The 25,436-nt window shown below is 56.9% G+C and carries 19 protein-coding genes; 9 read left to right on the top strand and 10 right to left on the bottom strand.

Annotated features, from left to right (window positions below; genetic code table 11):
- Positions 1-276 precede the first annotated feature (276 nt).
- Positions 277-474 carry a hypothetical protein gene (locus tag ACL2XJ_RS22400; protein ID WP_203523182.1) on the top strand — a complete coding sequence of 66 codons (198 nt, stop codon included), beginning with the start codon at positions 277-279 and terminating at the stop codon, positions 472-474.
- Between the two features lie 29 nt (positions 475-503).
- Here ACL2XJ_RS22400 and ttcA read toward each other — a convergent pair whose 3' ends face one another.
- The 3 genes from ttcA to nifJ all read right to left on the bottom strand — a co-directional run bounded on the left by ttcA (position 504) and on the right by nifJ (position 5,670).
- Positions 504-1,439 carry a tRNA 2-thiocytidine(32) synthetase TtcA gene (gene ttcA / locus ACL2XJ_RS22395; RefSeq protein WP_413726943.1) on the bottom strand — a complete coding sequence of 312 codons (936 nt, stop codon included), beginning with the start codon at positions 1,437-1,439 and terminating at the stop codon, positions 504-506.
- Between the two features lie 106 nt (positions 1,440-1,545).
- On the bottom strand, positions 1,546-2,025 hold the full coding sequence (locus ACL2XJ_RS22390; RefSeq protein WP_413724537.1) for a hypothetical protein: 480 nt from the start codon (positions 2,023-2,025) through the stop codon (positions 1,546-1,548).
- A 117-nt stretch (positions 2,026-2,142) separates the two neighbouring features.
- A complete protein-coding gene (gene nifJ, locus ACL2XJ_RS22385; RefSeq protein ID WP_413724536.1) occupies positions 2,143-5,670 on the bottom strand; it encodes a pyruvate:ferredoxin (flavodoxin) oxidoreductase in 3,528 nt (1,175 codons plus the stop codon).
- A gap of 191 nt (positions 5,671-5,861) precedes the next feature.
- Between nifJ and ACL2XJ_RS22380 the strand changes: the two genes are divergently transcribed.
- Together ACL2XJ_RS22380 and ACL2XJ_RS22375 are read left to right on the top strand one after the other, a co-directional pair.
- Positions 5,862-6,509, top strand: a complete 648-nt coding sequence (locus tag ACL2XJ_RS22380; protein ID WP_413724535.1) for a hypothetical protein — start codon at positions 5,862-5,864, stop codon at positions 6,507-6,509.
- A 139-nt stretch (positions 6,510-6,648) separates the two neighbouring features.
- On the top strand, positions 6,649-6,915 hold the full coding sequence (locus ACL2XJ_RS22375; protein WP_132921464.1) for a DUF333 domain-containing protein: 267 nt from the start codon (positions 6,649-6,651) through the stop codon (positions 6,913-6,915).
- 315 nt (positions 6,916-7,230) lie between these two features.
- Here the strand turns inward: ACL2XJ_RS22375 and ACL2XJ_RS22370 are convergent, their stop codons facing one another.
- Entirely contained in the window at positions 7,231-8,223 is a 993-nt protein-coding gene (locus ACL2XJ_RS22370) for a 2-hydroxyacid dehydrogenase (protein ID WP_413724534.1), read from the bottom strand.
- Positions 8,224-8,296: 73 nt separating this feature from the next.
- Between ACL2XJ_RS22370 and ACL2XJ_RS22365 the strand changes: the two genes are divergently transcribed.
- Together ACL2XJ_RS22365 and ACL2XJ_RS22360 are read left to right on the top strand one after the other, a co-directional pair.
- Positions 8,297-10,948 (top strand): YdbH family protein, encoded by a 2,652-nt coding sequence (locus ACL2XJ_RS22365; protein ID WP_413724533.1) that lies wholly within the window; start codon positions 8,297-8,299, stop codon positions 10,946-10,948.
- Positions 10,945-11,166, top strand: a complete 222-nt coding sequence (locus tag ACL2XJ_RS22360) for a YnbE family lipoprotein (protein ID WP_413724532.1) — start codon at positions 10,945-10,947, stop codon at positions 11,164-11,166. Before ACL2XJ_RS22365 ends, ACL2XJ_RS22360 begins: the two co-directional genes overlap by 4 nt.
- Positions 11,167-11,218: 52 nt before the next feature.
- Here the strand turns inward: ACL2XJ_RS22360 and ACL2XJ_RS22355 are convergent, their stop codons facing one another.
- Positions 11,219-11,821 carry an FMN-dependent NADH-azoreductase gene (locus tag ACL2XJ_RS22355; RefSeq protein WP_132921468.1) on the bottom strand — a complete coding sequence of 201 codons (603 nt, stop codon included), beginning with the start codon at positions 11,819-11,821 and terminating at the stop codon, positions 11,219-11,221.
- Between the two features lie 230 nt (positions 11,822-12,051).
- Between ACL2XJ_RS22355 and hrpA the strand changes: the two genes are divergently transcribed.
- Positions 12,052-15,936 (top strand): ATP-dependent RNA helicase HrpA, encoded by a 3,885-nt coding sequence (gene hrpA, locus ACL2XJ_RS22350; protein WP_413724531.1) that lies wholly within the window; start codon positions 12,052-12,054, stop codon positions 15,934-15,936.
- Positions 15,937-16,357: 421 nt separating this feature from the next.
- Here hrpA and ACL2XJ_RS22345 read toward each other — a convergent pair whose 3' ends face one another.
- From ACL2XJ_RS22345 to rstA, 4 genes are all read right to left on the bottom strand, one after another.
- Positions 16,358-17,221, bottom strand: a complete 864-nt coding sequence (locus ACL2XJ_RS22345) for a trypsin-like serine peptidase (RefSeq protein WP_413724530.1) — start codon at positions 17,219-17,221, stop codon at positions 16,358-16,360.
- Between the two features lie 397 nt (positions 17,222-17,618).
- Positions 17,619-17,957 (bottom strand): acid resistance repetitive basic protein Asr, encoded by a 339-nt coding sequence (gene asr / locus ACL2XJ_RS22340; RefSeq protein ID WP_132921471.1) that lies wholly within the window; start codon positions 17,955-17,957, stop codon positions 17,619-17,621.
- A 218-nt stretch (positions 17,958-18,175) separates the two neighbouring features.
- Entirely contained in the window at positions 18,176-19,489 is a 1,314-nt protein-coding gene (gene rstB, locus ACL2XJ_RS22335; protein WP_203521332.1) for a two-component system sensor histidine kinase RstB, read from the bottom strand.
- Positions 19,486-20,211, bottom strand: coding sequence for a two-component system response regulator RstA (gene rstA, locus ACL2XJ_RS22330; RefSeq protein WP_413724529.1), 726 nt, complete (start codon positions 20,209-20,211; stop codon positions 19,486-19,488). Before rstA ends, rstB begins: the two co-directional genes overlap by 4 nt.
- Before the next feature lie 254 nt (positions 20,212-20,465).
- Between rstA and ACL2XJ_RS22325 the strand changes: the two genes are divergently transcribed.
- Positions 20,466-20,891, top strand: coding sequence for a hypothetical protein (locus ACL2XJ_RS22325; protein WP_132921474.1), 426 nt, complete (start codon positions 20,466-20,468; stop codon positions 20,889-20,891).
- Positions 20,892-21,026: 135 nt separating this feature from the next.
- Here the strand turns inward: ACL2XJ_RS22325 and ydgH are convergent, their stop codons facing one another.
- Positions 21,027-21,983: a DUF1471 family protein YdgH gene (gene ydgH, locus ACL2XJ_RS22320; RefSeq protein WP_132921475.1), complete on the bottom strand. Its 957-nt coding sequence runs from the start codon at positions 21,981-21,983 to the stop codon at positions 21,027-21,029.
- A 327-nt stretch (positions 21,984-22,310) separates the two neighbouring features.
- Between ydgH and pntA the strand changes: the two genes are divergently transcribed.
- Both pntA and pntB read left to right on the top strand, forming a co-directional pair.
- Positions 22,311-23,840: a Re/Si-specific NAD(P)(+) transhydrogenase subunit alpha gene (pntA, locus tag ACL2XJ_RS22315; protein ID WP_132921476.1), complete on the top strand. Its 1,530-nt coding sequence runs from the start codon at positions 22,311-22,313 to the stop codon at positions 23,838-23,840.
- Between the two features lie 11 nt (positions 23,841-23,851).
- Positions 23,852-25,240, top strand: coding sequence for a Re/Si-specific NAD(P)(+) transhydrogenase subunit beta (gene pntB / locus ACL2XJ_RS22310; protein WP_132921477.1), 1,389 nt, complete (start codon positions 23,852-23,854; stop codon positions 25,238-25,240).
- The last annotated feature ends 196 nt before the right edge of the window (positions 25,241-25,436 follow it).

The following is a 25,436-nucleotide window of genomic DNA, read 5'->3' as shown; positions in this document are numbered from 1 at the left end:
ATTGTGCAGGTGAATGCAACGTCAAGCGATGGGCGTTGCGCTCCATATTGTCTTACTTCCTTTTTTTGAATTATTGCATAGCATATTTAATTCATATAATGCCGGGTTTTAGAACCTGGCATTTTTTTTGCGCTTTAACCCCTCCCGGCTATCCTTAAAGAGTATTTCATTAACATGACTTGAGTGCAGCGCCAATGGCTGAATCCGACGGCATAGCCATGACTTGCCGCTGTAATTTATGCAATTATTTCGATATTTCCCTACGAGGTGGACACTATGTCGTTGACTACTACGCCCTCTGGCACGGCACGCGCTAATCAATATCGGTTCAGTATACCCACCGAGCCGATTCCCAATGAGCCCATACCCACCGATCCGCCGCCGATCCCCAATCCGCTGCCGGAGCCGCCGCTGGAACCGCCCTATAATCCCGATCCCAAACCCATCAACGACCCGCCGCCTCATCTTTTTTGATCAGGCCGCCGCCCGCGGGCGGCGTTAACTTATTTGATTTCCGTCACCGGCAAACGCTGGTGAACAGAGAGCTGCAATAACTCCTCCGGTTCATCCTGCCAGCCCACCGGCACCGCCGGCAGCGTTTCCTGGTCAAAGGCCAGATCTCCGCCCGCTATTACCGGATCGCCGGCATTCAACTGCCTGAAGTCAAAGAGATTGCTATCCGCCAAATGGGAGGGCACCACGTTTTGCATGGCGCGGAACATGGTTTCTATCCGTCCCGGATACTGTTTATCCCAGTCCCGCAGCATATTCCCGATCACCTGCCGCTGCAGGTTGGGCTGGGAGCCGCACAAATTACAGGGGATAATGGGAAATTCCCGCGCGGCGGCAAAACGTTCGATATCCTTTTCCCGGCAGTAGGCCAGGGGGCGAATGACAATATGTTTGCCGTCGTCGCTCATCAGTTTGGGCGGCATGGCCTTTAATTTACCGCCGTAGAACATATTCAGAAACAGCGTTTGCAGCATGTCGTCGCGATGGTGGCCCAGGGCAATCTTATTGGCGCCCAGCTCGCCGGCGGTGCGGTAGAGAATTCCCCGCCGCAGCCTTGAACACAGGGAACAGGTGGTTTTGCCCTCGGGAATCTTATCCTTAACGATGGCATAGGTATTTTCTTCAACGATGTGATATTCGATACCCAGCGATTCAAGGTAGGCGGGCAATACATCGCCGGGGAAGCCGGGCTGTTTCTGATCCAGATTCACCGCTATCAAGGTAAAGTTCACCGGCGCGTTTTGCTGCAGACTGCGCAGGATGTCCAGCATGGTGTAGCTGTCCTTGCCTCCCGACAGGCAGACCATGATGCGATCCCCTTCCTCAATCATGTTGAAGTCGGCGATGGCCTGGCCCACATTGCGCCGCAAGCGCTTCTGAAGCTTATTGAAGTTATAAATCTGTTTTTGATCAACCACGGTAATTATGCCTTAAGGTGTTATGTACGGGACTGTGTCTGACAGCGGCGCGGTAATGCGATCCTATAAAACGGCAACGCAGGAGAATGGATGAGGCGGGTCGGGCAGACATCGCTCAGTCCGTGAATTCCTGCATCAGCCTTTCATTGATGGCCGCCACCGCCCGATCGCCATGTTTGATTTGGCTGATGTGCAATTGGCGGGTGGCGCTGAAACGATGGCTGATGGTGATGCCGTAGGACTTTGTCAGCCAGCTGAACGGACCGCTGTCACAGGCGACCTCGTCGATTTCCAGCCAGGACAGCCCCTTTTTACCCCGGCGCCCGGGCAGCAGGCCGCGCACCAGCCAAACGCCTTCCAGGTCATAAAAAAACCGAAAGCGCCGGCGCCAGGCCAGATCATAAATCAGCTTAACGATGCCGATAAACAAAATGACGTAACCGGCCAGGATGATATTGGCCGCGTTGGCGGACTGGGATACCAGCAAGCCAATGGCGGTCAGCATGGCGAACAATATCCAGGGGCGGACATAAGCAACCCATGAAAGAAAAAACCTGCCGTGCCGGGGCACTTCGACAATATCGTTGCGATCCATTTTTCATCCGTATCAATCCAGCCGCGGGCATAATAGCGCCTCTGCCGCCGGCTGAAAAGTCCGGAATCGCCGGCCGGCCGCTCCCGGCCGGACAGGTTGTCAATAAATCCAGCCGGCTTATTCCGCCGTCTCCCCTTTGCCCGCCATGCGGGCCAGGAAGTCATATTTCGCCTTCAAATCCTTTTCCGCCGCCTGATAGAGCGCGCTGGCCACCTCGGGCTGCTGGCTGTTCAGCCGCTTAAAGCGCTGCTCATTAAGCAGGGTGGCGCTTAACTCGCTGCTGGGCGGGCGTGAATCCAGGGACAGGGGGAGTTTGCCTTCATCGCCGCGGCGGGGATCGAAACGATACAGCGGCCAGAAGCCGGTGGCGGTGAGCTGGCGCATCTGGTCGTGGCTTAACGCCAAATCATAGCCGTGCTCTTCGCAAGGACTGTAGGCAATAATCAGCGACGGGCCGGGATAAGCCTCGGCTTCCTGAATGGCTTTCACCGTCTGGTTGAGCTGGGCGCCGAGGGAGATTTGCGCCACATAGACATGGCCGTACATCATCATGCTCACCCCCAAATCCTTGCGGACTTTGCGCTTGCCCTGTTCGCCGAATTTGGTTACCGCCCCCAGCGGGGTGGCTTTGGATTGCTGGCCGCCGGTATTGGAATAACATTGGGTATCCAACACCAGAACATTGACGTTTTCCGACAGGCTCAGCACATGGTCCAGGCCGCCGAAGCCGATATCATAGGCCCAGCCGTCGCCGCCGATAAGCCAAATGGATTTATCCACCAGATAATCGGCGTCCGCGGCCAGTTGCCTGCTGTCGCCGCCGGTATGGGGTTTCAACAGGACTCTTAACTGTTCGATCTGTGCGCGGCGTTCCGGCACGGCCACTCCGTCGGCCTGCAATCCGGCCAGCAAGCCCTCCGGCAGCAGATCGCGATGCTGGTTCAGCAAACGCAGGACACGGCGGCGGTGCTGATCCACCGTCAGCCGGAATCCCAGCCCGAACTCGGCGTTATCCTCAAACAGCGAATTGGCCCAGGCCGGACCGCGCCCCTCGGCGTTGGTGGTGTAGGGCGTGGTGGGCAGATTGCCGCCGTAGATGGAAGAACAGCCGGTGGCGTTGGCTATCAGCAGCCGGTCGCCATACAGTTGGGTCAGCAGCTTGATATACGGCGTCTCGCCGCAGCCGGAGCAGGCGCCGGAGTACTCGAACAGCGGGGTAATCAGCTGAGAGGTGCGGATGTCGATGCGTTCCAGCTGCTCGGGTTTCATTTCCGGCAGATTCAGGAAGAAGTCGTAATGGATCTTTTCCTCTTCCACATGCTCCAGCCGCGAAGCCATATTGATAGCCTTGATGTCCGGGTTTTGCCGGTCTTTGGCCGGGCAGACCTCCACGCACAGGTTACAGCCGGTACAATCTTCCGGCGCCACCTGCAAAACGTATTTCTGGCCGCGCATATCGCGGGATTTCACTTCCAGGGACGCCAGTCCGGCCGGGGCCGCGCTCATGGACTCGGGGGAGACCACCTTGGCGCGGATCGCCGAATGGGGGCAGGCCGCCACGCAGTGATTGCACTGGGTACACAGCTCCGGTTTCCACAGAGGGATGCGTTCGGCGATATTGCGTTTTTCCCAGCGGGTGGTGCCCACCGGCCAGGTGCCGTCCGGCGGCAGGGCGGAAACCGGCAGCGCATCGCCGAGACCCGCCAGCATTGCCGCGGTGACGGTTTTGACAAAATCCGGCGCCGCGTCGGACACCACCGGCGGGCGCAGCGGGCTGTGTTCATTGACTTCCCGCAGCGGCACGGCGTGCAGCGCTTCCCGGGTAGCCGCCAGGGCCTGCCAGTTGCGTTCCACCAGTTCCTGCCCCTTGCTGCTGTAGCTACGGGCAATGGCCGACTGCAGGGCGGCGAGGGCGCTGTCCTGGGGCAATACGTCGGTCAATTGGAAAAAGGCCATCTGCATCACCGTATTGATGCGCGCTCCCAACTGGCATTCGCGGGCAATCTGCGCCGCATTGATAATATAAAACTTCGCCTGGCGCGCAATCAGCAGCGCCTGCACTTCCTGCGGCAGCCGCGCCCAGATTTCGTCGGCGGCATAGGGGGTGTTCAGCAGGAAGATACCTCCCGGCCGCAGGCGCTCCACCATTTGGTACTTGTCGATAAACTGCGACTGATGGCAGCCGATAAAGTCGGCGTGGCTGATGAGGTAGGCCGAATTGATGGGATGTTCGCTGACCCGCAGGTGGGAAACCGTCAGGCCGCCGGCCTTTTTCGAATCATAGACAAAATAACCCTGGGCGAACAGCGGCGTGCTGTTGCCGATGATTTTGATGTTGTTCTTGGTGGCGGAAACCGACCCGTCGCTGCCCAAGCCGTAGAACAAGGCTTCCAGTTTGGCGCGATGGGGTAAATCAGCCTCCGGCAGCGGCAGGGACAAATGGGTGATATCGTCAAAGATGCCGACGGTGAAACGCGGCCGCGGCCGGGGCAATGCCAGCTCATTAAAAATCGCCAGGACGCAGGCGGGATCGAACTCTTTCGACGACAGGCCGTAGCGGCCGCCGATGGTGCGGGGCAGGCTGTCGCGCCGGCCCTGGCTGTAGGCCTCCGCCAGGGAGGTCATCACATCCAGATAAAGCGGCTCCGCCAGCGCTCCCGGCTCTTTGGTGCGATCCAGCACCGCGATGCTACGCGCGCTGTCCGGGATGGCCGCCAGCAGATGTTCGGCGGAAAACGGGCGATAAAGACGGACTTTCACCATGCCCACCTTTTCACCCCGCGCCAGCAGGCTGTCGATAACCTCTTCGCAAGTGCCGATGGCCGATCCCATCAGGATTATCACCCGCTCGGCCTGGGGATGGCCGTAGTACTCAAAGGGTTGGTAACGGCGGCCGGTGGCGCCGGCAAACGCGTCCATTGCCTGTTCCACATGGGCAAACGCGCCGTTGTACCAGGGGTTGGTGGCTTCCCTCGATTGGAAATAGGTATCCGGGTTGGCGGAGGTGCCGCGAATGACCGGGTTATCCGGCGTCAGCGCCCGCTGCCGGTGGGCGTCGATGCCCGCCTGCGGCAGCAGGGTTTTCAGCGTATCGTCCGACAGCGGCGCGATTTTATTGATTTCATGGGAGGTGCGGAAACCGTCGAAAAAATGGATAAACGGCAGCCGGCTGTTCAGGCTGGCGATATGGGAGACCAGCGCAAAATCCTGCGCTTCCTGCACATTGCTCGCGCACAGCATGGCGCAGCCGGTCTGGCGTACCGCCATGACATCGGAGTGATCGCCGAAAATCGACAGTGCGTGGGTGGCCACCGTGCGGGCCGCCACGTGCAGTACAAACGGCGTCAATTGCCCCGCCAGTTTGTACAGGGTCGGGATCATCAACAGCAATCCCTGGGATGAGGTGAAGGAAGTGGACAAGGCGCCGGTCTGCAAGGCGCCGTGTACCGTGGCGATGGCGCCCCCTTCGGATTGCATCTCAACCACCCGCGGCACGTCGCCCCAGATATTGGCGGTGCCGGCTTCAGACCAGGCGGAAGCCAGTTCCGCCATGGTTGAGCTGGGGGTGATGGGATATATCGCGATAACTTCGTTAACACGGTAAGCCACCGAGGCGACTGCGTTATTACCGTCTGTGGTGATCATGTTCTGCCTTATTTGCTCAACGGATGATAACCATAAAATCATCGGGTTATCATAATTAGCCATGAGTATAACAGTAGCGGGCGCAGGGTATTTTTGCTTTTGTGCGACGGGGATGAATTATCCCAGGGCAGTTGCGGAATTGTTTGAACAGTATTCACTATATTACACTCCCTTTAACCCTGTGGGATATAATGATGAATAACATAACAAGCCTGAAATCAGCTGCATTATCTGTGGGAAGTTCGCTTACGCCGGGCACGGTTCAAACGAAACCTTTAAAAAACGCTCTGCCTGTAGCAGCGGTGAATAACGAGAACGCCAGCCCGAATATCGGTCGTCGCGCCAGTCATAGCGAATTCAGTGAAAAAGTGATGCTTGAAGTACAAGAGATGACGCAACGCTATCTAAAACTCGCCATAGAAGCGGTTTTGAATGGCGGCAACTGCCAAGCTACCGTCGACAAATACTGTATAAAAAATAAAGATTCCCTGCGAAAAATACACACCGCCTCCCTGATGGCCGGTCATGACGGTTCAGCGGGGGCGATGCTGAAAAAAGGAGAAAAATGGCAGAGCGTTGCCGAGAAGCATGGAATACACGATGAGAAGCTCTTAATGACCATAAAGTCATTTTCCGCCTGTATGGATAAAAAACAGGCCATTCTAAAAGACGTTCCCGCTGATGATGAGAAATATGAGGGTTTCACCTTAGATGAGGGGGCTTTGGCGCCCGGCGCTGCTGATGATAAAGCGTCAGGCAAAAAACCGGGGAACTACCGAATAACCCCTTTGGATGCGGTGCTTGCCCATGAGGCGATAATCAGCCTGGCGCAGTTATAAAGCAGGGCAGCGAGTGAAAAGACTGGCCGGTCTGATGATTTTATAATCAAAAACGCAATTGAGTCTCGACGCATACATTTTGTGCGACTACACTGACAGCCTTAAGATTGTTCCTAATACCTCTTTCCGGAGCACATTGATGAAGGTGAGTCTGTGGTTATTGGCGACGTCGGCGCTGTTTTTGGTCGCCTGCAGCAGTCATTCCAATCAGGAACCTGAACAGCAGGGCACGTCGGCCCACTTGCCGCCTGAGCAGCGGGCGATGACGGTTATCGAGGCCAGCTGTATCAATGCGGGGGGCAGTCCCACCACCGCGCAGCAGCTGGACGGCAGCTCGGTGGAGATGTGCCAGCTGGCGGACGGCAAGCGCAAACCCATGGAAAGCCTGGCCCGCAACGCGCTGTAGTCACAGCTGTAATGAAAGGTGCGGGGAACCGGGAAAAAGTTCAACCGCCAAAGTCAAGACCGGACAAAAGTGATAGCCCGCTAAACCAGCGTCTTCAGAGTGCTGACAAACGTACTCGGAGTCTATGCGGCGGGGCAGGATGCTAGAAGAGTAAACCGTCCGCGCCAGGGATGGCGCGGATCGAGCCTCCAGGGATGGATTTACGGCGTGTTTACGATCTAGCATCTTGTCCCGGCCGGGCACGTTGTCAACAAGCGCTTGCCCGCTAAACCAGCGGGCTGTCTCACATCACTCTACGCCGCCGCCTTAAAACCGTCAGCCGTTCAGCAGATTCGGGCAGTGCTCCCCGCCGCTGATTTGCCTGAGATTTTGCAGGGTTATTTCGCCGATGCTGGTCAGCGCTTCTTCCGTCAAGAATGCCTGGTGGCCGGTGAACAGCACGTTATGGCAGGCCGACAGGCGGCGGAAGACGTCGTCCTGGATCACGTCGTTGGAATTATCCTCAAAGAACAAATCCCGCTCATTTTCATACACGTCCATCCCCAGGGCGCCGATTTTCTGAAGCTTCAACGACTCTATGGCCGCCTGGGAATCAATGAGCCCGCCGCGGCTGGTGTTGATGATCATTACGCCGTCTTTCATTTTGGCAAAGGCTTCCCGGTCCAGCAGATGGTGATTTTCCGGCGTCAGAGGGCAGTGCAGGGTAATGACGTCGGACTGGGCGAACAGCGTCGGCAGGTCTGTGTATTCTGCCCCCAGCTCCAGCGCCTGCGCGCTCGGATAGGGATCGTAGGCCAACAGCCGCATGCCGAAGCCCTTCAGGATCCGCATGGCGGCCACGCCGATTTTACCGGTGCCGATAACGCCCGCGGTGCGGTTATGCATATTAAAGCCTATCAGACCTTCTAGCGAAAAATTGGCGTCGCGGGTACGTTGATAAGCGCGATGGATACGCCGGTTCAAACACATCATCAGGCCGATGGCGTGTTCCGCCACGGCTTCCGGCGAGTAGGCCGGTACGCGCACCACCGCAATGCCCAGTTTTTTCGCCGCGTCCAAATCCACATTATCAAAACCGGCGCAGCGCAGCGCCACCGTCTTCACGCCGTGGGCGGCCAGTATTTCCAGCACGTCGCGGCCGCCGTCGTCATTGACGAAGATACATACCGCATCGCATCCTTCGGCGGTTTTGGCGGTACGCGGGGTTAACTGAAATTCGTAAAATTCCAGATCGTAACCATACTCTTCATTCACTTTTGATAAATATTTCAAATCGTAATTTTTAGTACTGTAGACGGCGATTTTCATACACTCTTCTCGCTAGCAAAATTTTCAACCCAAGTATGATATCTTGCAGACATCGGGACAATAAAGGAATGGCATGACCACAGTATCGGGCACTTTAGGGCGTAAAGGCGCTTTTTTTTTCAAGGCCCACCGTTTTCTGCTGTCGCTGCTGGTGGTTATTTTCGTGCTGGTGGGCGCTGCCTGGTATTTTACGCCGGCCTGGCTGCCGCTATGGGCGCAACGCTACCTGCCCGCCGACGTTCGTTTAATCCTCGACGGACGTCCCGTCTGGCGGCAGGGTCAGCTGGCGTTGCCGGATATCCGGTTAGTCCGGGGGAATTGCGATTGGCTGGACGGCAGCGGTGTCTCTCTTGGCCGCGGCAACGGCGGCTGGCGCCTTGATGCGCGACAGGTCACGGCGAATACCCTCTGCGCTGCGTCCGCAGCCGATAGCGGAGCGCCTTTGACATGGCAAGGGGTGCTGGGGGAGCTGCCGTTCTTCTCGCTGCATATCCAGCGGCTGTCGGTGGCCCCCTGGCAAGCCTATGGCGGCGAACTGCAACTGGTTCACCGGGGAAACGACACGCGGCTGAACTACCGCGGCGGCGAGGTGACGGCGGATCTGCGCATGCTGGACCGGCAACTGACGGTGAATGATTTAACCCTCAATGATGCCGCCGGCCGCCAGTGGGTACGTTTACAGGGCAGCCTGGGCCTGTCCCCCCAGATACTGCTGCCGCCGGAGCGGGGCGCATTGACGGCCGGCATGGCTTCTCCCGACGGTACGCCGCTCATCGCCAGGTTTGACTGGCGGCAGCAAAACGGCGAGCTGACTATCAGCGACAGTCAGACGGATTTCACCCTGGCGCGCTTACCCTGGCAGGTGAGCGATGAGTCCATTGCCATCTCCGGGGGCGAATGGCATTGGCCCTATGCGTCACAGCCCCTGGCGGGCCATATCAGCCTTAACCTGAAAAACTGGCAAGCCGGGCTGGTCGGCCTGGAAATCAGCGCCCGGCTGAATGTCCTCACCGAGGGATTGCGGGGTAAAGCCAACGCGGTTCTGAACCTGGGGCCGGGCAAAATCGGCCTGACGGATAACGCGCTGGATTTTCGCCTGACCGGGCTGGCCAATCAGGGTGATTTGTCTTTGGATGCCTCGATCCCGGGCCAACTGAGGGGCCCCTTGAGCGATCCTGTCCTGGTAATGTCCCCCGGCGCGCTGCTGAGGGTGGTGGGGCCGCTGTTCAATGTTTTGAATATCACCAGCGCCCGTTTACCGCTGGCGGGCATGCAGCTCTCCTCCCGCGGCCTGAGCGGCCGCCTGCAGGCCATCCTGCTGGCGGATGCCGCCCGTATGGGGAATTTAACCCTGCATCTCGACGGACGGGCCAGCAACTTTTTGCCTGACCAGGGGCAGTGGCGCTGGCGCTATTGGGGTAACGGTTATCTCTCGCCGTTTCACGCCCGCTGGGATATCAACGGACGGGGCAGTTGGCTGGAAGATATGATTGAACTGAGCGAAATGAACAGCGGCTTCGATGGGCTGGAATACGGCCTGGTGCATGTGGATGAACCCCGCCTGAAGCTTGTAACCCCGTTCCGCTGGCAGCGCAAGGCGTCGCAGCCGGCGTTTAGCGGCGGGATGAGTCTGTCCGCCCGGCGCATAGACATCAAACGGGGCGGATACATGCCGCAGCCGCGCCTCGTATTGCAACTGTCGGGGCGCGACCCGCAGGATTTTCTCTGGCGGGGCAAGCTGCAGGCCGGCGCCATCGGTCCGGTAAGAGTAAACGGACGCTGGGACGGAACGCGCCTGCGCGGCCAGGCCTGGTGGCCGCAGCAGCCGCTGCGGGTATTTCAGACCCTGCTGGCGCCGGAGCTGAAAATGACCCTGCGGGACGGTGAATTCCACGCCCAGAGCGCCTTTTCAGCCGCGCCCGGGCAAGGTTTTCTGGCGGGGGGCCATGCGGTGGTGAGCGAGGGCGATGTCTGGATGCAGGAAAACCATTTACAGGGCATTGCCCTCGGTCTGTCTTACCGGTTGCAGGACCAGCGCTGGCTGCTGGGGGTCAAACAGCCCGTCACCCTGAATATCCACAAGGTGGTAACGCCAATTAACCTCGACCACCTGGCGCTCGGGCTGCAGGGCTATTATCCTTACGACGAAAGGCGGCCCCTGACGCTGACCCAGGCGGCGGTGGATACCCTCGGCGGCAGCATCCGCCTGTCGCCGCTACGCCTGCCGCAGCGGGAGGCGGCGGTGCTCAGCCTGAAATCCATTGAAATGAGCGAACTCGTCACCGTGCTTAATACCCGGCAATTTGCCGTCTCAGGCCGGGTCAGCGGCGAATTGCCGCTGAATTTCGCCGACCCGGCCGGCTATATTCGCCACGGCTGGCTGGCCAACGACGGTAATATGACCTTGCGATTGGATAAACAGTTCGCCGACCAGTTGGGCAGCAGTAATCTGGCGACCCGTGCGGCCATTGACTGGCTGCGCTATATGGAAATCACCCGCACTCGCGCCGAGGTAGACCTGGATCGATCGGGGAATCTGCTGCTGCTGGCGCACATCACCGGCACCAATTCACAAATCAATGCTCAGCGGGAAGTCCGGCTGAATTACCGCCATCAGGAAAACCTGTTTCAACTGTGGCGAAGCCTGCGCTTCGGCACCCAGGTTGAACAGACGCTGGAAAAACAGGCGGCGCAGCCTGCGCTGACTACAAGGGGAGCGCAATGACATCGGGCATCAAACTCATGGTAATTCTGGCCGCGCTGACGGTGAGCGCATGCGTTCCGCGTATCGAGCTGGCGATGCCCAAGGAACCCATTACCATCAATATGAATGTCAGAATTGAACATGACATCAACATCACGGCGGACAAGCGCAGCGCCGCCTTGCTGCAGCCGGTGGTCTGTCCCGACGCCAACGCCAACGCCTGCCCGCCGGCCAAATAAAAAAAGCGCATCCGAAGATGCGCAACAGTGCTTCATGGCAGAGAGGGAATACTTAGGCGGCAAACTGGTTGATTTGTTCTTTGGCTTCGTCCTGCGCCTTGCCGGCCACTTCCGGACCATAGGCGATGCCTTCGGCAAAGGCGAATTGCACATCGGTGATACCGATAAATCCGAGGAATAACCGCAGATAGGCGGTTACCAGATCGCTGGGGGTATCTTTATGGATGCCGCCGCGGGTAGTGAGGACAAACGCGCGTTTATTCTTGACCAGGCCTTCCGGACCCTGCTCGCTGTAGCGGAAGGTCACGCCCGCACGGGCAATCAGGTCAAAATAGTTTTTAAGCTGGGTGGAAATATTAAAATTGTACATGGGGACGGCAAAAACAATCACATCATGGGCCTGCAGTTCGTTAATCAACTCATCGGACAGGGTTAGGGCCTCCTGCTGGCGGGGCGTCAGGGTAGCATCCGCCGGCCGCAGGGCGCCCACCAATTCGCCATCCAGCACCGGTATCGGTTGTGCGGCAAGGTCGCGCACGGTAATCTCATCGCCGCTGTGGTTTTGCTTCCATTGTTCGATGAAATGATCGGCCAATTGGTTGGATTGTGAAAACGTAGCCAAAATACTTGATTTAATAACTAATACCTTACTCATCTTTCATTCCTTATTCTTCAATGGGGATTGACCCTTAGGCAATGAGTAACACTCTATTCACAAACCCCGGTCAGTGAAAGCGCAATATTTCGAGTTGTTTGTTCGAATTTACTGAACAAACCGGCGGCAGAGTTAAAGTCCTGCCGGCAGATATGATAAGCTGGCGAAATGAAAGCATCCGGGCCGGCACATTAAGCACTGTCCGGCCGCAGGTTTTGAGGAAAGATAACGTGAAGTCACCGCTGGCGGCGCTGTCCGCTTCGTTGGAGTCGGTAATGCTCCGCGATAAAACCGGTTTGCGCCGTCGTTTGCAGGGCGCCATGAAAGAGAGCCCCGAGGCGCAAGCCGCCATAACCGAACACATTGCCGCCGATATCCGGCTTTCCGTACAGCGAGCGGAAAGCCGGCGGGCGGCCCGTCCGGCTATTTCCTATCCCGAAGATTTACCGGTAAGCCAGAAGCGCGCCGATATCCTGCAGGCCATTCGCGACCATCAGGTGGTGATTATCGCCGGTGAAACCGGCTCCGGTAAAACCACCCAAATCCCGAAAATCTGTTTGGAGCTGGGGCGAGGCATCACCGGCCTTATCGGCCATACCCAGCCGCGGCGGCTGGCGGCGCGCACCGTTGCCGATCGCATCGCCCAGGAACTGGCGACGCCGCTGGGAGAAGCAGTGGGCTACAAGGTTCGTTTCAACGATCATGTGGGCGATAACACCCTGGTGAAGCTGATGACCGACGGCATACTGCTGGCGGAAATTCAGCAGGACCGGCTGCTGCTCCAGTACGACACGCTGATTATCGATGAAGCCCATGAGCGCAGCCTGAATATCGATTTCATCCTCGGCTATCTCTATCAACTGTTGCCCAAACGGCCCGACCTGAAAATCATTATCACCTCGGCCACCATCGATCCCGAGCGCTTTTCCCGTCACTTCAACCACGCCCCGATAATTGAAGTCTCAGGGCGCACTTATCCGGTGGAGGTGCGATACCGGCCGGTGGCGGACGGCGCGGGGGAGGGAGATAACGATCAGTCCCAGGCCATCTTTGACGCGGTGGCCGAATTGAGCCGGGAGTCGCCGGGGGATATTCTGATTTTCATGAGCGGCGAGCGTGAAATCCGCGATACCGCCGACGGCCTGAACAAGCTGGATTTACCCCATACCGAGGTGCTGCCGCTTTATGCCCGTTTATCCAACAGCGAGCAGAACCGGGTGTTCCAGTCCCATAGCGGCCGCCGTATCGTGCTGGCCACCAATGTGGCCGAAACCTCGTTAACCGTACCGGGGATCAAATATGTCATTGACCCCGGCACCGCGCGCATCAGCCGCTACAGTTTTCGCACCAAGGTGCAGCGTCTGCCTATCGAACCCATTTCCCAGGCATCCGCCAACCAGCGTAAAGGCCGGTGCGGACGGGTCTCCGCCGGTATCTGTATCCGGCTGTACTCCGAGGAGGATTTTCTTTCCCGTCCGGAATTTACCGATCCGGAGATTCTGCGCACCAACCTGGCGTCGGTTATCTTGCAGATGACCTCCCTCGGGCTTGGGGATATCGGAGCGTTTCCTTTTGTGGAAGCCCCGGATAAGCGCCAGATCCAGGACGGCGTGCGGCTGCTGGAAGAGCTGGGGGCCCTGGGGTCTGAAACCACGCGGGGCTATCGCCTGAGCCCTCTCGGACGGCAGCTGGCGCAATTGCCGCTGGACCCGCGCCTGGCGCGGATGGTGTTGGAAGCCAGGAACAACGGCTGCGTGCGGGAGGTCATGGTGATTGCCTCCGCCCTGTCTATCCAGGATCCCCGCGAGCGGCCTATGGATAAAAAGCAGGCGTCCGATGAAAAGCACCGCCGCTTCGCCGATAAAGAGTCGGATTTCATGGCGTTCGTGAATTTATGGGATTATGTGCAGGAGCAGCAGAAATTGCTGCCCTCCAACCAGTTCCGCCGGCTGTGCCGCACCGATTTTCTCAGCTATTTGCGGGTCAGGGAGTGGCAGGATGTCTATACCCAGCTGCGTCAAACCGTGAAAACCCTCGGCCTGCCGGTGAATACCCAGCCGGCGGACTATCGCGGTCTGCACTGCGCCCTGTTGACCGGCTTATTATCCCACATCGGCCAGAAGGACGTTGATAAGCACGAATACACCGGCGCGCGTAATGCCCGCTTTGCTATTTATCCCGGCTCCGGTCTGTTCAAAAAACCACCAAAATGGACCATGGTGGCGGAGCTGGTGGAAACCAGCCGCCTCTGGGGCCGCATTGCCGCCCGTATCGATCCGGAATGGATTGAGCCGCTGGCCCAGCACCTGGTCAAACGCAGCTACAGCGAGCCGCACTGGGAAAAAGCGGCGGGTTCGGTGATGGCGGTGGAAAAAGTGACCCTGCTGGGCCTGCCTATCGTCACCGGCCGCAAAGTCACTTACAGCCAGATCGACCCGGCCCTGTGTCGCGAACTGTTCATCCGCCATGCGCTGGTGGAGGGGGACTGGCTCACCCGCCATCCGTTCTTTCACGCCAACCGCAAACTGCTGGGTGAAGTGGAGGAGCTTGAGCATAAATCCCGGCGCCGGGATATTCTGGTGGACGATGAAACGCTGTTTGCGTTCTATGACGGACGCATCGGCCAAGAGGTCGTGTCGGCGCAGCATTTCGACAGCTGGTGGAAAGAGGTGTCCCGGCAGGATCCCGACCGGCTCAATTTTGAAAAAAATATGCTGATCAAAGACGGAGCGGACGATATCAGCGCCCTGGATTATCCCAATGTCTGGCGACAGGGTAACCTTAAACTGCGGCTGAGCTATCAGTTTGAACCGGGAGCCGACGCCGACGGCGTGACGGTGCACATTCCGCTGCCGCTGTTGAATCAGGTCTCTTTACAGGGATTTGACTGGCAGATCCCCGGCGTTCGCCGCGAGCTGGTCATTGCCTTGATCAAATCCCTGCCAAAAACGTTACGCCGTAACTTCGTGCCGGCGCCGAATTACGCCGAGGCTTTTTTGCAACGGGTAACGCCAGGGGAAGGCGGCCTGCTGGATGCGCTCGAGCGTGAGCTGCGCCGTATGACCGGCGTGACGGTGGACAGGGATGCCTGGCTGTGGGACCAGGTGCCGGATCATCTGAAAATGACTTTTCGCGTAATCGACGATCGGCAAAAGACCCTGGCTGAAGGCAAGGATCTGGATGCCCTTAAACTCAAGCTCAAGGCGGATGTGCAACAAACCCTGTCGGCGGTAGCCGATGACGGCCTGGAGCAGCGGGATCTGCATTTATGGAGTTTCGGTACTTTACCCAAGCGCTATGAACAGAAAAAGGGCGGTTATTCGCTGAAAGCCTACCCGGCCCTGGTGGATGAGAAACAGAGCGTCGCCATCCGCCTGTTCGAAACCGAGCATGACCAGCACCGCGCCATGTGGTTGGGTATCCGCCGGCTGCTGCTTATTAATATTCCTTCGCCGATCAAATACCTGCATGAAAAATTGCCCAATAAAGCCAAGTTGGGTCTTTATTTCAATCCTTACGGCAAGGTGCTTGATTTGATAGACGACTGCATTTCCTGCGCCATCGATAAACTGATGGCCGAGCGGGGAGGCGTGGTGTGGAGCGAGGAAGAGTACGCCGCCTTGCAGGAGCATGTGCGGGCCAATCTCAATGCGGAAGTGGTGGCTATCGCCAGTCAGGTGGAGCAGATACTGACGGCGGTGTTTGCTATCAATCAGCGTCTGAAGGGCCGGGTGGATATCGCCCTTGCCCTGGCGTTATCCGATGTCAAAAGCCAGATGAGCGGCCTGATTTATCGCGGTTTCGTTACCGGCAACGGTTGGAAGCGGTTGGGGGATACTTTGCGTTATCTGCGGGCTATTGAGCGTCGACTGGAGAAATTGTCCGTTGATATTTACCGGGATCGGGCGCAGATGCTGAAGATTGAACAAATTCAGCAGACCTGGCGGCAGTGGCTGGCGAAGCTGCCGCCCCTTCGGCGCGAGGATGAGGACGTGAAGGAGATTCGCTGGATGATCGAGGAGCTGCGGGTCAGCTATTTTGCCCAGCAGCTGGGTACGCCGTATCCTATTTCAGAAAAACGTATTCTGCAGGCGATGGATCAGGTGGAGTTGTAGGGGCGGCTCGTGCCGCCGGGCACGTTTTAGTCCGGTGATGGCGCGGTCTCTCTTTGGCCGGTTCGTTGTAGGTTCGGCGATCGCGGGCCTACCGCGCTGTGGGGCGCTCCGGCGGGCGGTAAAACCACGCCCGCTTCGGCCCCATCAGCACGGTCTCCCTTTAACACGAATCATTGCACGATCGGCGATCGCGGGCCTACCGCGCTGTGGGGCGCTCCGGCGGGCGGTAAAACCACGCCCGCTTCGACCCCATCAGCACGGTCTCCCTTTAACACGAATCATTGCACGATCGGCGATCGCGGGCCTACCGCGCTGTGGGGCGCTCCGGCGGGTGGTAAAACCACGCCCGCTTCGGCCCCATCAGCACGGTCTCCCTTTAACACGCTCGTTATACGTCCGGCGAACGCGGGGTATTCCAGGATTATTTGGCCGCGGTTTTTTGCAGTTTGGGCTGGCTGTCGGCCGGTGCATTGGCCGCGCCGTCCGTATCTCCCGCCAGGGCCAGCAGTTCGCTGCGGATGCCGGTTACCGCCAGGGCGCGGTTATCCGCTCGATAGCGGTCTTTGGCCAACGGCGCCGAGCTTTGTATCGCAATCAATTGCCAACCGGCCAGGGTGTTGAGCATCAACGGCGATCCGCTGTCTCCCGGTAGGGTATTGCAGCGATGGGATAACACCGCCGTTTGCGCCCAGCCGGTTATTTGGCAATCCTGATGGACATAAAGGGTATCGAGATGGTCTTCGGGATAACCGGCCTGGGTCACCAGACGGTCGGCCTGTTTCAGCTGTGCCGTGAGCTGTGCGCGATCCCCTTGCCATAACGGCAGCGGAATGATTTTCCGAAACGGCTTGTCTAAGCGGATAAGCGCAAAATCATAGGGCGCGGCGTCGGGCGGGACGACCCAGCCGTCGCCGGAGGGTTTGAGCCGCTTGCCCAGATTCTTGTCCACCAGGGTTTCAATGGCGTTGCTGTGGTAACGCCAGGCTTGGTGCACGGCGACGAAACGGATCATGATGGCTTTGTCGATACTCCCCGGCGGCGCCAGAACGCAGTGGCCGGCGGTTAACGCCAGATGAGGGGAAATCAGGGTGGCGGTGCAAAGATTGCCGCTGGCGGTCTCTATCTGACCTATGGCCTGCCAGGGTCTGGTATCAGGCTTGGTGATGGGCTGGCGGCTGTCATGGCCGAAAAAAAGCACTTTTTGCTCTTTGGTCAGGCTGGCTGAAGCGGCGTTATGGATACTCACGGATAACAGGCACAGCAGCAACAGCGGGAAGGTGCGCATAAACAAGCTCGCCTTATGATAAGTTGGAATATCATCCATTAAAAAATGATTATCTTACTATAGTGGAAAACGATGCAAATGAAGAGAATTACGTTGTGTTTCAGGACGCTAAATAGCTAATCAGCACAAAAACACGCGACGAACCTGCGGGGGCATGTGGCAATTAAATATAAAAGAAGGCGCTGATGACCGCACAAAGAATCAGGCAACCTAAAATGATTTCATATAAGTAGCGGCGCAGCATAGGCGAGACCCTAAAGAAACCGACACCCGGTTAACCGGGTGTCGAATAGCTAATGATAATCCGCTAAAATGTTAACTTCTTCAGCTTTTACCGCCGCACTTCTATGGTTAAACCCGCACGCGGTCCGGTAAGCCGATTAAGGCTAAACCGTTATTAAGATGCCGGAGTGGTAGTGGCTGCAGCAGCGGCCGGAGCGGCTTTCTTATGGGCTTTCTTCACGTGTTTTTTAGCAGCCTGGGCAGTTTGCGCCGGGGCGGCTTTCTTATGAGCTTTCTTCACATGTTTTTTGGCTGCTTGGGCAGTCTGGGCCGGTGCTTTCTTGGCTTTTTTAACATGTTTCTTATGAGTTACGGTCTTAGCCGGAGTCTTGGTCACCGTGGTGCTGGTGGTGGTAGACGCCGGGGTAGTAGTAGAGGTAGTGGTATCAGCGGCAAAAGCAGCGCTGGACAATCCCATGGCAGCAGCAATAACCAGTGCAAGTACTTTTTTCATTGTCAAATCCTCAGAATTGCGGTTTCTATTTACAACCCCGGATCGGGGCCGGTGAACACACAATAGGGGAATAAAACCATGGCGTCCGTGAGTGTTTGGTATCGGCGTGTAACCGAATGTACAATAGAGGAATTACCCTTTTTAGTTACAACATACTTTTAGAGAACCCATGCCCCGGCGGAGCATTGGCGCACGGTACGCAAAGCTGGCTCCGCAGGTCAAAAGGGGCTTTTTATGACCGGAATAGCGAGGGGATGGCTGTTGACCGGCCAGCGGTAAAGCAACCGCGCTCCGCCCAGGGGGCTGGTATCGGCGATCACCTGTCCGTCATGGGCCTGGGCGATGGAGCGGACAATGGCCAGGCCCAGTCCGCAGCCGCCGGTGCTGCGATCGCGGCTGGGGTCAAGCCGGACAAAAGGCTCAAACACCCGCTGGCGCTCGCTTTCGGGGATGCCGGGACCGTCGTCATCCACCTGCAGGTAACCGTATTGGTCTTCTACGCCCAATTTCACGCTGATCATTTGCTGACTGTAGCGCAGGGCATTATTCACCAGATTATCCAGCACCCGTTCCATAAGCCGGGCATCCACCTGACCGAAATTCCCTTGGTCGGGAATGTCCTCATGAATCACCCGTTCTCCGTGCACCAATCGGATATCGGCCAGCTTCTCAGCCAGCCAGCCCGGCAGATCCACCGACGTCAGGTTCAGGGTAACCTGTGGACGATCGAGACGGGCAAAAGTCAGCAACTCGTCTATCAGCCCTTCCAGCTGGCTGACATCATGATTCAGCCGTTCCTGTTCTTCCGTGGACAGCCCTTCGCTCATGGCCAGCCGGTAGCGTAATCGCACCAGCGGCGTGCGCAGTTCATGGGCGATATTATCAATAAGCTGCTTTTTACTGGCAATCAGGGTATTGATATTGTCAGCCATCTGATTGAACGCCACCCCAAGCCGATAAAGGCTGGAAGCGCTGTCGAAATGGGTCCGTTCATCCAGGAAGCCGGCGCCGAGCCGTTGTGCCGCCGTTTCCAGCCTGAGCATATCCTGCCAATGGGGCCGCATCCAGATAAATACGGGCAGAGCCAGCGACAGGCCGATAAAAACCAGCAGCGCCAGGTCAAGCAAGCGCATCTCATGAATGAAAAACAGATAAGGGATCGGCCCCACGGCCAGCACGTAATTACTGCGGGGAATGCGCTGGATAAAGGTGTATTCGTCGTCCAGCGCGACAATCTCGCCGCGGCGCAGCCGCAAGTCGTCACCGGGGTTGAGCTGATATTTTCTCAGCGGTTCGATGTGCAAACTGAAGGAGAGATTGATGTCCAGCTTATTGATGGTCTTGTTCCAATCGCGGGGAGGAATGGAGCGCAGCTCATTTCGCATCAGGTAAAGGGAGCTCTTCATCAGGTCATCCATGGATTTCCTGCCGGCGCGTTCGGCGGTGACCTTGTAAACCAAGCCCACCAACAGCGTCATTACCAGAAAACAGACAAACAGCAGCAAATAAAACTGGATAAACAACTTCCTCATGGCCGGGCGCTCTCCCAGGCGTTCGGCGCGAACAGGTAGCCTTTATTACGCACGGTCTTGATGCGAAAGGGCTCAAGCGCATTGTCATAGAGCTTTTTACGCAGCCGGGAAATGGCGACGTCGATACTGCGGTCAAGGCCGTCGTAGCTGACGCCGCGTAAATTTTTCAGTAACGCCTCGCGATCCATGATCTGGCCGGCGTGGGTCGCCAGTTCCCACAGCAGTTCAAAGTCGGAAGTGGAAAGCAAAACCGTTTCTGCGCCCAGAATCACTTCCCGGTTAATCAAATCGATACTTAACTGCCCGAAATGCAGCACGCTGCCGGTACTGCCCGTCGCAGGAGATACCTCGCGGGGAACAAAGGCGCTCTGCCGCAGATGCAAACGCAGCCGCGCCAGCAGTACCGCCGGCGGGGTGGTTTTCAAAATATAATCATTGGCGCCCATTTCCAGCGCCAGAACATGATTCATATCGCTGTCCAGGGAAGTCAACAGAACGATAGGACCGTTGTAGACCGGGCGTAAATCCCGGCATATCGTCATACCGTCTTTGCCCGGCAGCAGGATATCCAGCAACACCAGATCGGGGTTTTCACGCATAATCACCTCTTGGGCGCGATCTCCCCGCGGTTCGAGAGTAACCTCGAAATCGTGTTTACCGAGCCATGCTGCAATAAGGTTGCCGACTTCGGTGTCATCTTCAACAAAAACAATCTTATTCATTGTGCCGATAATCTGCGTACATTAGGTGAAACAAATGGTACTGAGCATACCGCCTGAGACGTTATTGCGCCATCGGATATGCGTTAGGAAATGTCCTGAAGGGTAGATACTCTAAATAATAAATAAAATATTACTATTCTGTTGCCCTTGAACCGCCCGCCTATTCACCTATTATTCATTACCCTATGCTATAGTTATCTGCACATTGTGTGGCGGGGATTACGCCGGGACAGCGAGGGGGGGGATGGGGCAAAATGGCAAAATATCAGCTCGATGCTGGCGTTCAGGGCGAAAGTTTCTGCTTTGATTATACGCACTATTTATCCGCCAGCTGCAAAAAGCGCTGGAGCTTCATTGATGCCATTTATGGCGTCATGCCGATTTTCGGCATCGTGACCAAAACCCCGCCCGTACATTCCCATACCCACCAGGAACAGCTCAAGGCCTTGGCGCTGCAGGTGCTTTCCACCCAGGTCAACGACGAAACCAATATCATCCGCCTTATCGCCCTGGCGGAGCAGCAAGGTATTTTCCGCTTTGAAATCCGGTTACCCTATGCGCTGGAAAAAGGTCAGCTCGGCGCCATTCAACATGAATTCGGCGATCATCTCTCATTGCAACAGCACGACGAACGGCTGTCCATCCAACTGACGACCATTCCTGAAATACCGGCCGCCTGAGCTGGCGCGGGTCGAGCCTACAGTGATTGTATTCACGGCGTGTTTACGATCCGGCAGCCTGTTCCGACCGGGCACTGAGTCAACAAAAACAGGGCGAGTTATCCTCGCCCTGTTTATCGAACAATCAATCAATAACTATTTGAACAAATCCGCGGAGACGGTCAGGTTGCCGCCGCTGGCATTCTGTTCCCATTGCCGGGTGATATGGTAGTATTTCGCGCCTTTCTTGGCCGCGAGACGCGCAACCTGCTCGGAGACGTCGGTGGTGCTGTTATAGTGTCCGGTAAAGGTGACCGAATCAAAAGGTACCATTTCCGCGGCGGTAACATTATTGACTTCCTGAATAACGGTGCCGTCAGGTAACGTGACGCTGTAACGCTTACCGGTGGTTGACTGCGTTTCAAAGAAGCGGCCCACCGCGGAGCTGGGGGTACCGGACGATGCTACGCCGGGTATTTCAACTTTGGCGGCGGCGGCGCCGCCGGCGGCCAGCGCGGCCCGTCCCGCCTCGGAGTCAGCCGGAATGGCGTCAGGGCTTTGCAGGACGCGTTTCGGCGCATCGGCTTTATAAATGAAGGCGGTGATGCTTTGATTGCCGCCTTCGTTAGCGTCGATTTGCCTCACAATATAAAATGAGGCGGCGCCTTTCTCTTTGGCGGCCTTGGTGATGGCGTCGTTAACATCAGGCTGGCTGTGAAACAAGCCCCTGATGGTGACGGTATCGTAAGGCTCGAGCAGGTTGGCCTCGTCCTTGGGAAGTTCTTTTACGCCGTTATAGTACCGATATTGCGTGGCGGTGGAGGCAGACGGCGCGTCTTTACGGTAGATATCGGCGGCCACTCGCCAGTTGCCGCTGCTGCTGCTGTTATCGCCGTAGCCCTGAATGTAAAAGTAGGCGGCCCCTTCCTCATCGGCCCGTCTTGAGACGGCGTCGGCGGCATCGCCGATAGAATTAAAATGACCGGTAACATAGACCCGGTCAAAAGGTTTCAGGCTGGCTGCCTTTTCAGGTGTCAGCTCTTGGGCGGCCTGCGTCGACAATGTGGTTAACGTCAATAACGCAGATGCCAGTAATGCTTTCTTCAGCTTCATAAAAAGTCCTTTCGACGTACGCTTTCACGCTAAACATGCTGAACTGTTGATGTATAACAGATTAGCTGCCGATTATGGCATGTAATAATAGCAAGTGTCTCAGCAATTTATGTCAGTGTGAATAACAATTGCGAAAGAGCGGTAAACTATGCCGGTTTTTTTACTGAAAAAGTGCTTAACCGGCACAATCTGTAGACCGCTGTTTTTATTTTAAGTAGGTTATTGTATGGCTCTTGTAGGGTGATCCCAGGGTCTGCGGTATGACACATTTGACACTTGGGTCAGGATGACGGTTATTTTCAGAAAGAACAGTTAAAAGGGAAAGCTATGCGTATTGGTGTACCGAAAGAACGCTTGGCCAACGAGGCCCGCGTTGCCGCAACGCCTAAAACCGTTGAACAATTGCTCAAACTGGGATTTACAGTAGCGATTGAAAGCGGCGCAGGCAAACTTGCCAGCTTTGAAGATGCCGCTTTTGTAGCGGCCGGCGCTTCAATCACAGACGCCTCCGATGTCTGGCAATCCGATATCATTCTGAAGGTTAACGCGCCGGCGGATGATGAAATACCCTTAATCAAAAACGGCAGTACCCTGGTCAGCTTTATCTGGCCGGCGCAGAATCCGGCTTTGCTTGAGAAGCTCTCCGCCAATAATATCACCGTGATGGCGATGGATGCCGTGCCGCGAATCTCCCGCGCGCAGTCAATGGATGCCTTGAGCTCCATGGCGAATATCGCCGGCTACCGCGCCATTGTGGAGGCGGCTCATGAATTCGGCCGTTTCTTCACCGGGCAAATTACGGCGGCGGGTAAAGTGCCGCCGGCCAAGGTCATGATAATCGGTGCCGGGGTGGCCGGACTTGCCGCTATCGGCGCCGCAGGCAGCATGGGCGCTATTGTCCGCGCTTTCGATACCCGTCCTGAAGTGAAAGAGCAGGTCAACAGTATGGGCGCGGAGTTTCTGGAGCTGGACTTTGAAGAAGAAGCCGGCAGCGGGGACGGGTATGCCAAAGTGATGTCAGAGGCCTTTATCAAAGCCGAAATGGCCCTGTTTGCCGCCCAGGCGCAGGACGTGGACATTATCGTCACCACCGCGCTTATCCCCGGCAGACCGGCGCCCAAACTCATCACCAAAGAGATGGTCGCTTCCATGAAGCCGGGTAGCGTCATCGTCGATTTGGCGGCACAGACCGGCGGTAACTGCGAATTAACCGTAGCCGATACCGTGACCATGACCGAAAACGGCGTGCGTATCATCGGCTACACCGATTTACCCAGCCGGTTGCCGACCCAATCCTCCCAGCTCTACGGCACCAATCTGCTCAATCTGTTGAAGCTGCTGTGTAAAGAGAAAAACGGCGAAATCGTGGTGGATTTCGACGATACCGTGATCCGCGGCGTTACCGTGGTAAAAAATGGCGAACTCACCTGGCCCGCGCCGCCGATTCAGGTTTCCGCCCAGCCGCAGCAGGCTAAGGCCGCGGCGCCCCTGGCGAAACCGGTGGAAAAACCCGGTTCGCCGCTGAAAAAATATATCCTGATCGCTATCGCGATTATTTTATTCGGCTGGCTGGCAAGCGTCGCCCCCCGCGACTTCCTGTCGCATTTCACCGTGTTTGCCCTGGCTTGCATCGTCGGATATTACGTGGTCTGGAATGTCAGTCATGCGTTGCACACCCCGCTGATGTCGGTGACCAATGCCATATCCGGGATAATTGTCGTTGGTGCGTTATTGCAAATCGGTCATGGCGGATGGGTCTCTTTCCTGTCTTTTATCGCCGTACTGATAGCCAGCATCAATATCTTCGGTGGCTTCACCGTGACTCAGCGCATGCTGAAAATGTTTCGTAAAAATTAAGGGGTTAACCCATGTCTGAAGGATTAGTGACGGCGGCCTATATCGTTGCCGCTATTTTATTTATTTTCAGCCTGGCGGGATTGTCCAAACACGAAACCTCAAAGCAGGGCAATCTGTTTGGCGTTTGCGGCATGGCGATTGCTTTGCTGGCGACCATTGTCGGGCCTCATGCCGGTAATATCGGCTGGATTATCGTCGCCATGGTTATCGGCGGCAGCATCGGCGTTTATCTGGCGCGTAAGGTCGAGATGACCGAAATGCCGGAACTGGTGGCGATACTGCATAGCTTTGTCGGCCTGGCGGCGGTACTGGTAGGGTATAACAGTTATCTCGATCATGGTGAAATCCTGGACGCGGTGATGATCAATATCCATCTCACCGAAGTCTTTTTAGGCATCTTTATCGGTGCGGTTACCTTTACCGGTTCCATCGTGGCGTTTGGAAAGCTGCGCGGGAAAATTTCCTCCCGCCCGCTGATGTTGCCCTTTCGCCATCATATGAACCTGGCGGCGCTGGTTGTTTCCTTCCTGCTGCTGGTCCTGTTTGTCAGAACCGACAGCGTGGCCCTGCAGTCTATTGCCTTATTGCTGATGACGCTGATTGCCCTGGTATTCGGCGTACATCTGGTGGCCTCCATCGGCGGCGCCGATATGCCGGTAGTGGTCTCCATGCTTAACTCCTATTCGGGGTGGGCGGCGGCGGCGGCCGGCTTTATGCTCAGCAACGACCTGCTCATCGTCACCGGCGCGCTGGTGGGGTCCTCGGGTGCGATACTGTCTTATATTATGTGCCGGGCCATGAATCGCTCCTTTATCAGCGTGATTGCCGGCGGTTTCGGCACCGACAGTTCCGGCGGCGCCGAAGACACCGAAATGGGCGAATATCGGGAAACCACGGCGGAAGAAGTGGCGGAACTGCTGAAAAACTCCAGTTCGGTTATCATCACTCCGGGGTATGGCATGGCGGTGGCGCAGGCGCAATATCCGGTGCACGATATCACCGATAAGCTGATTGCCCGTGGCGTGAAGGTGCGGTTCGGCATCCATCCCGTTGCCGGTCGTTTGCCCGGCCACATGAACGTGTTGCTGGCCGAGGCCAAAGTGCCTTATGACGTGGTGCTGGAAATGGACGAAATCAACGATGATTTCAGCGATACCGATACCGTACTGGTGATCGGCGCCAACGATACCGTTAACCCGGCGGCGCAGGAAGATCCCCACAGCCCCATCGCCGGCATGCCGGTACTGGAAGTCTGGAAGGCGCAGAACGTCATTGTCTTCAAGCGTTCCATGAACACCGGCTACGCCGGAGTGCAGAATCCGCTGTTCTTCAAGGAAAATACCCAGATGCTGTTTGGCGACGCCAAAGCCAGCGTCGAGGATATCCTGCGGGCGCTATAAGCTGACAAGGCCCCGACCGGGGCCTTTGAGCTTATTGACAAAGTGCCCGGTCGGAACAGGCTGCCAGATCGTAAACACGCCGTGAATACGTCCTTGTAGGCTCGATCCGCGCCATCCATGGCGCGGACGGTTTACTCTTCTGGTAGCCTGTCCCGCCTTATTGACTCCGAGTGCGTTTGTCAGCAGTCTGCAAGGC

Source organism: Sodalis sp. RH16 (genome assembly GCF_047324245.1).
Taxonomy (GTDB): Bacteria; Pseudomonadota; Gammaproteobacteria; order Enterobacterales; family Enterobacteriaceae; genus Acerihabitans; species Acerihabitans ligni.
The sequence above is the reverse complement of the archived record's forward strand: the minus strand, read 5'-3'. Positions and strand labels throughout refer to the sequence as shown.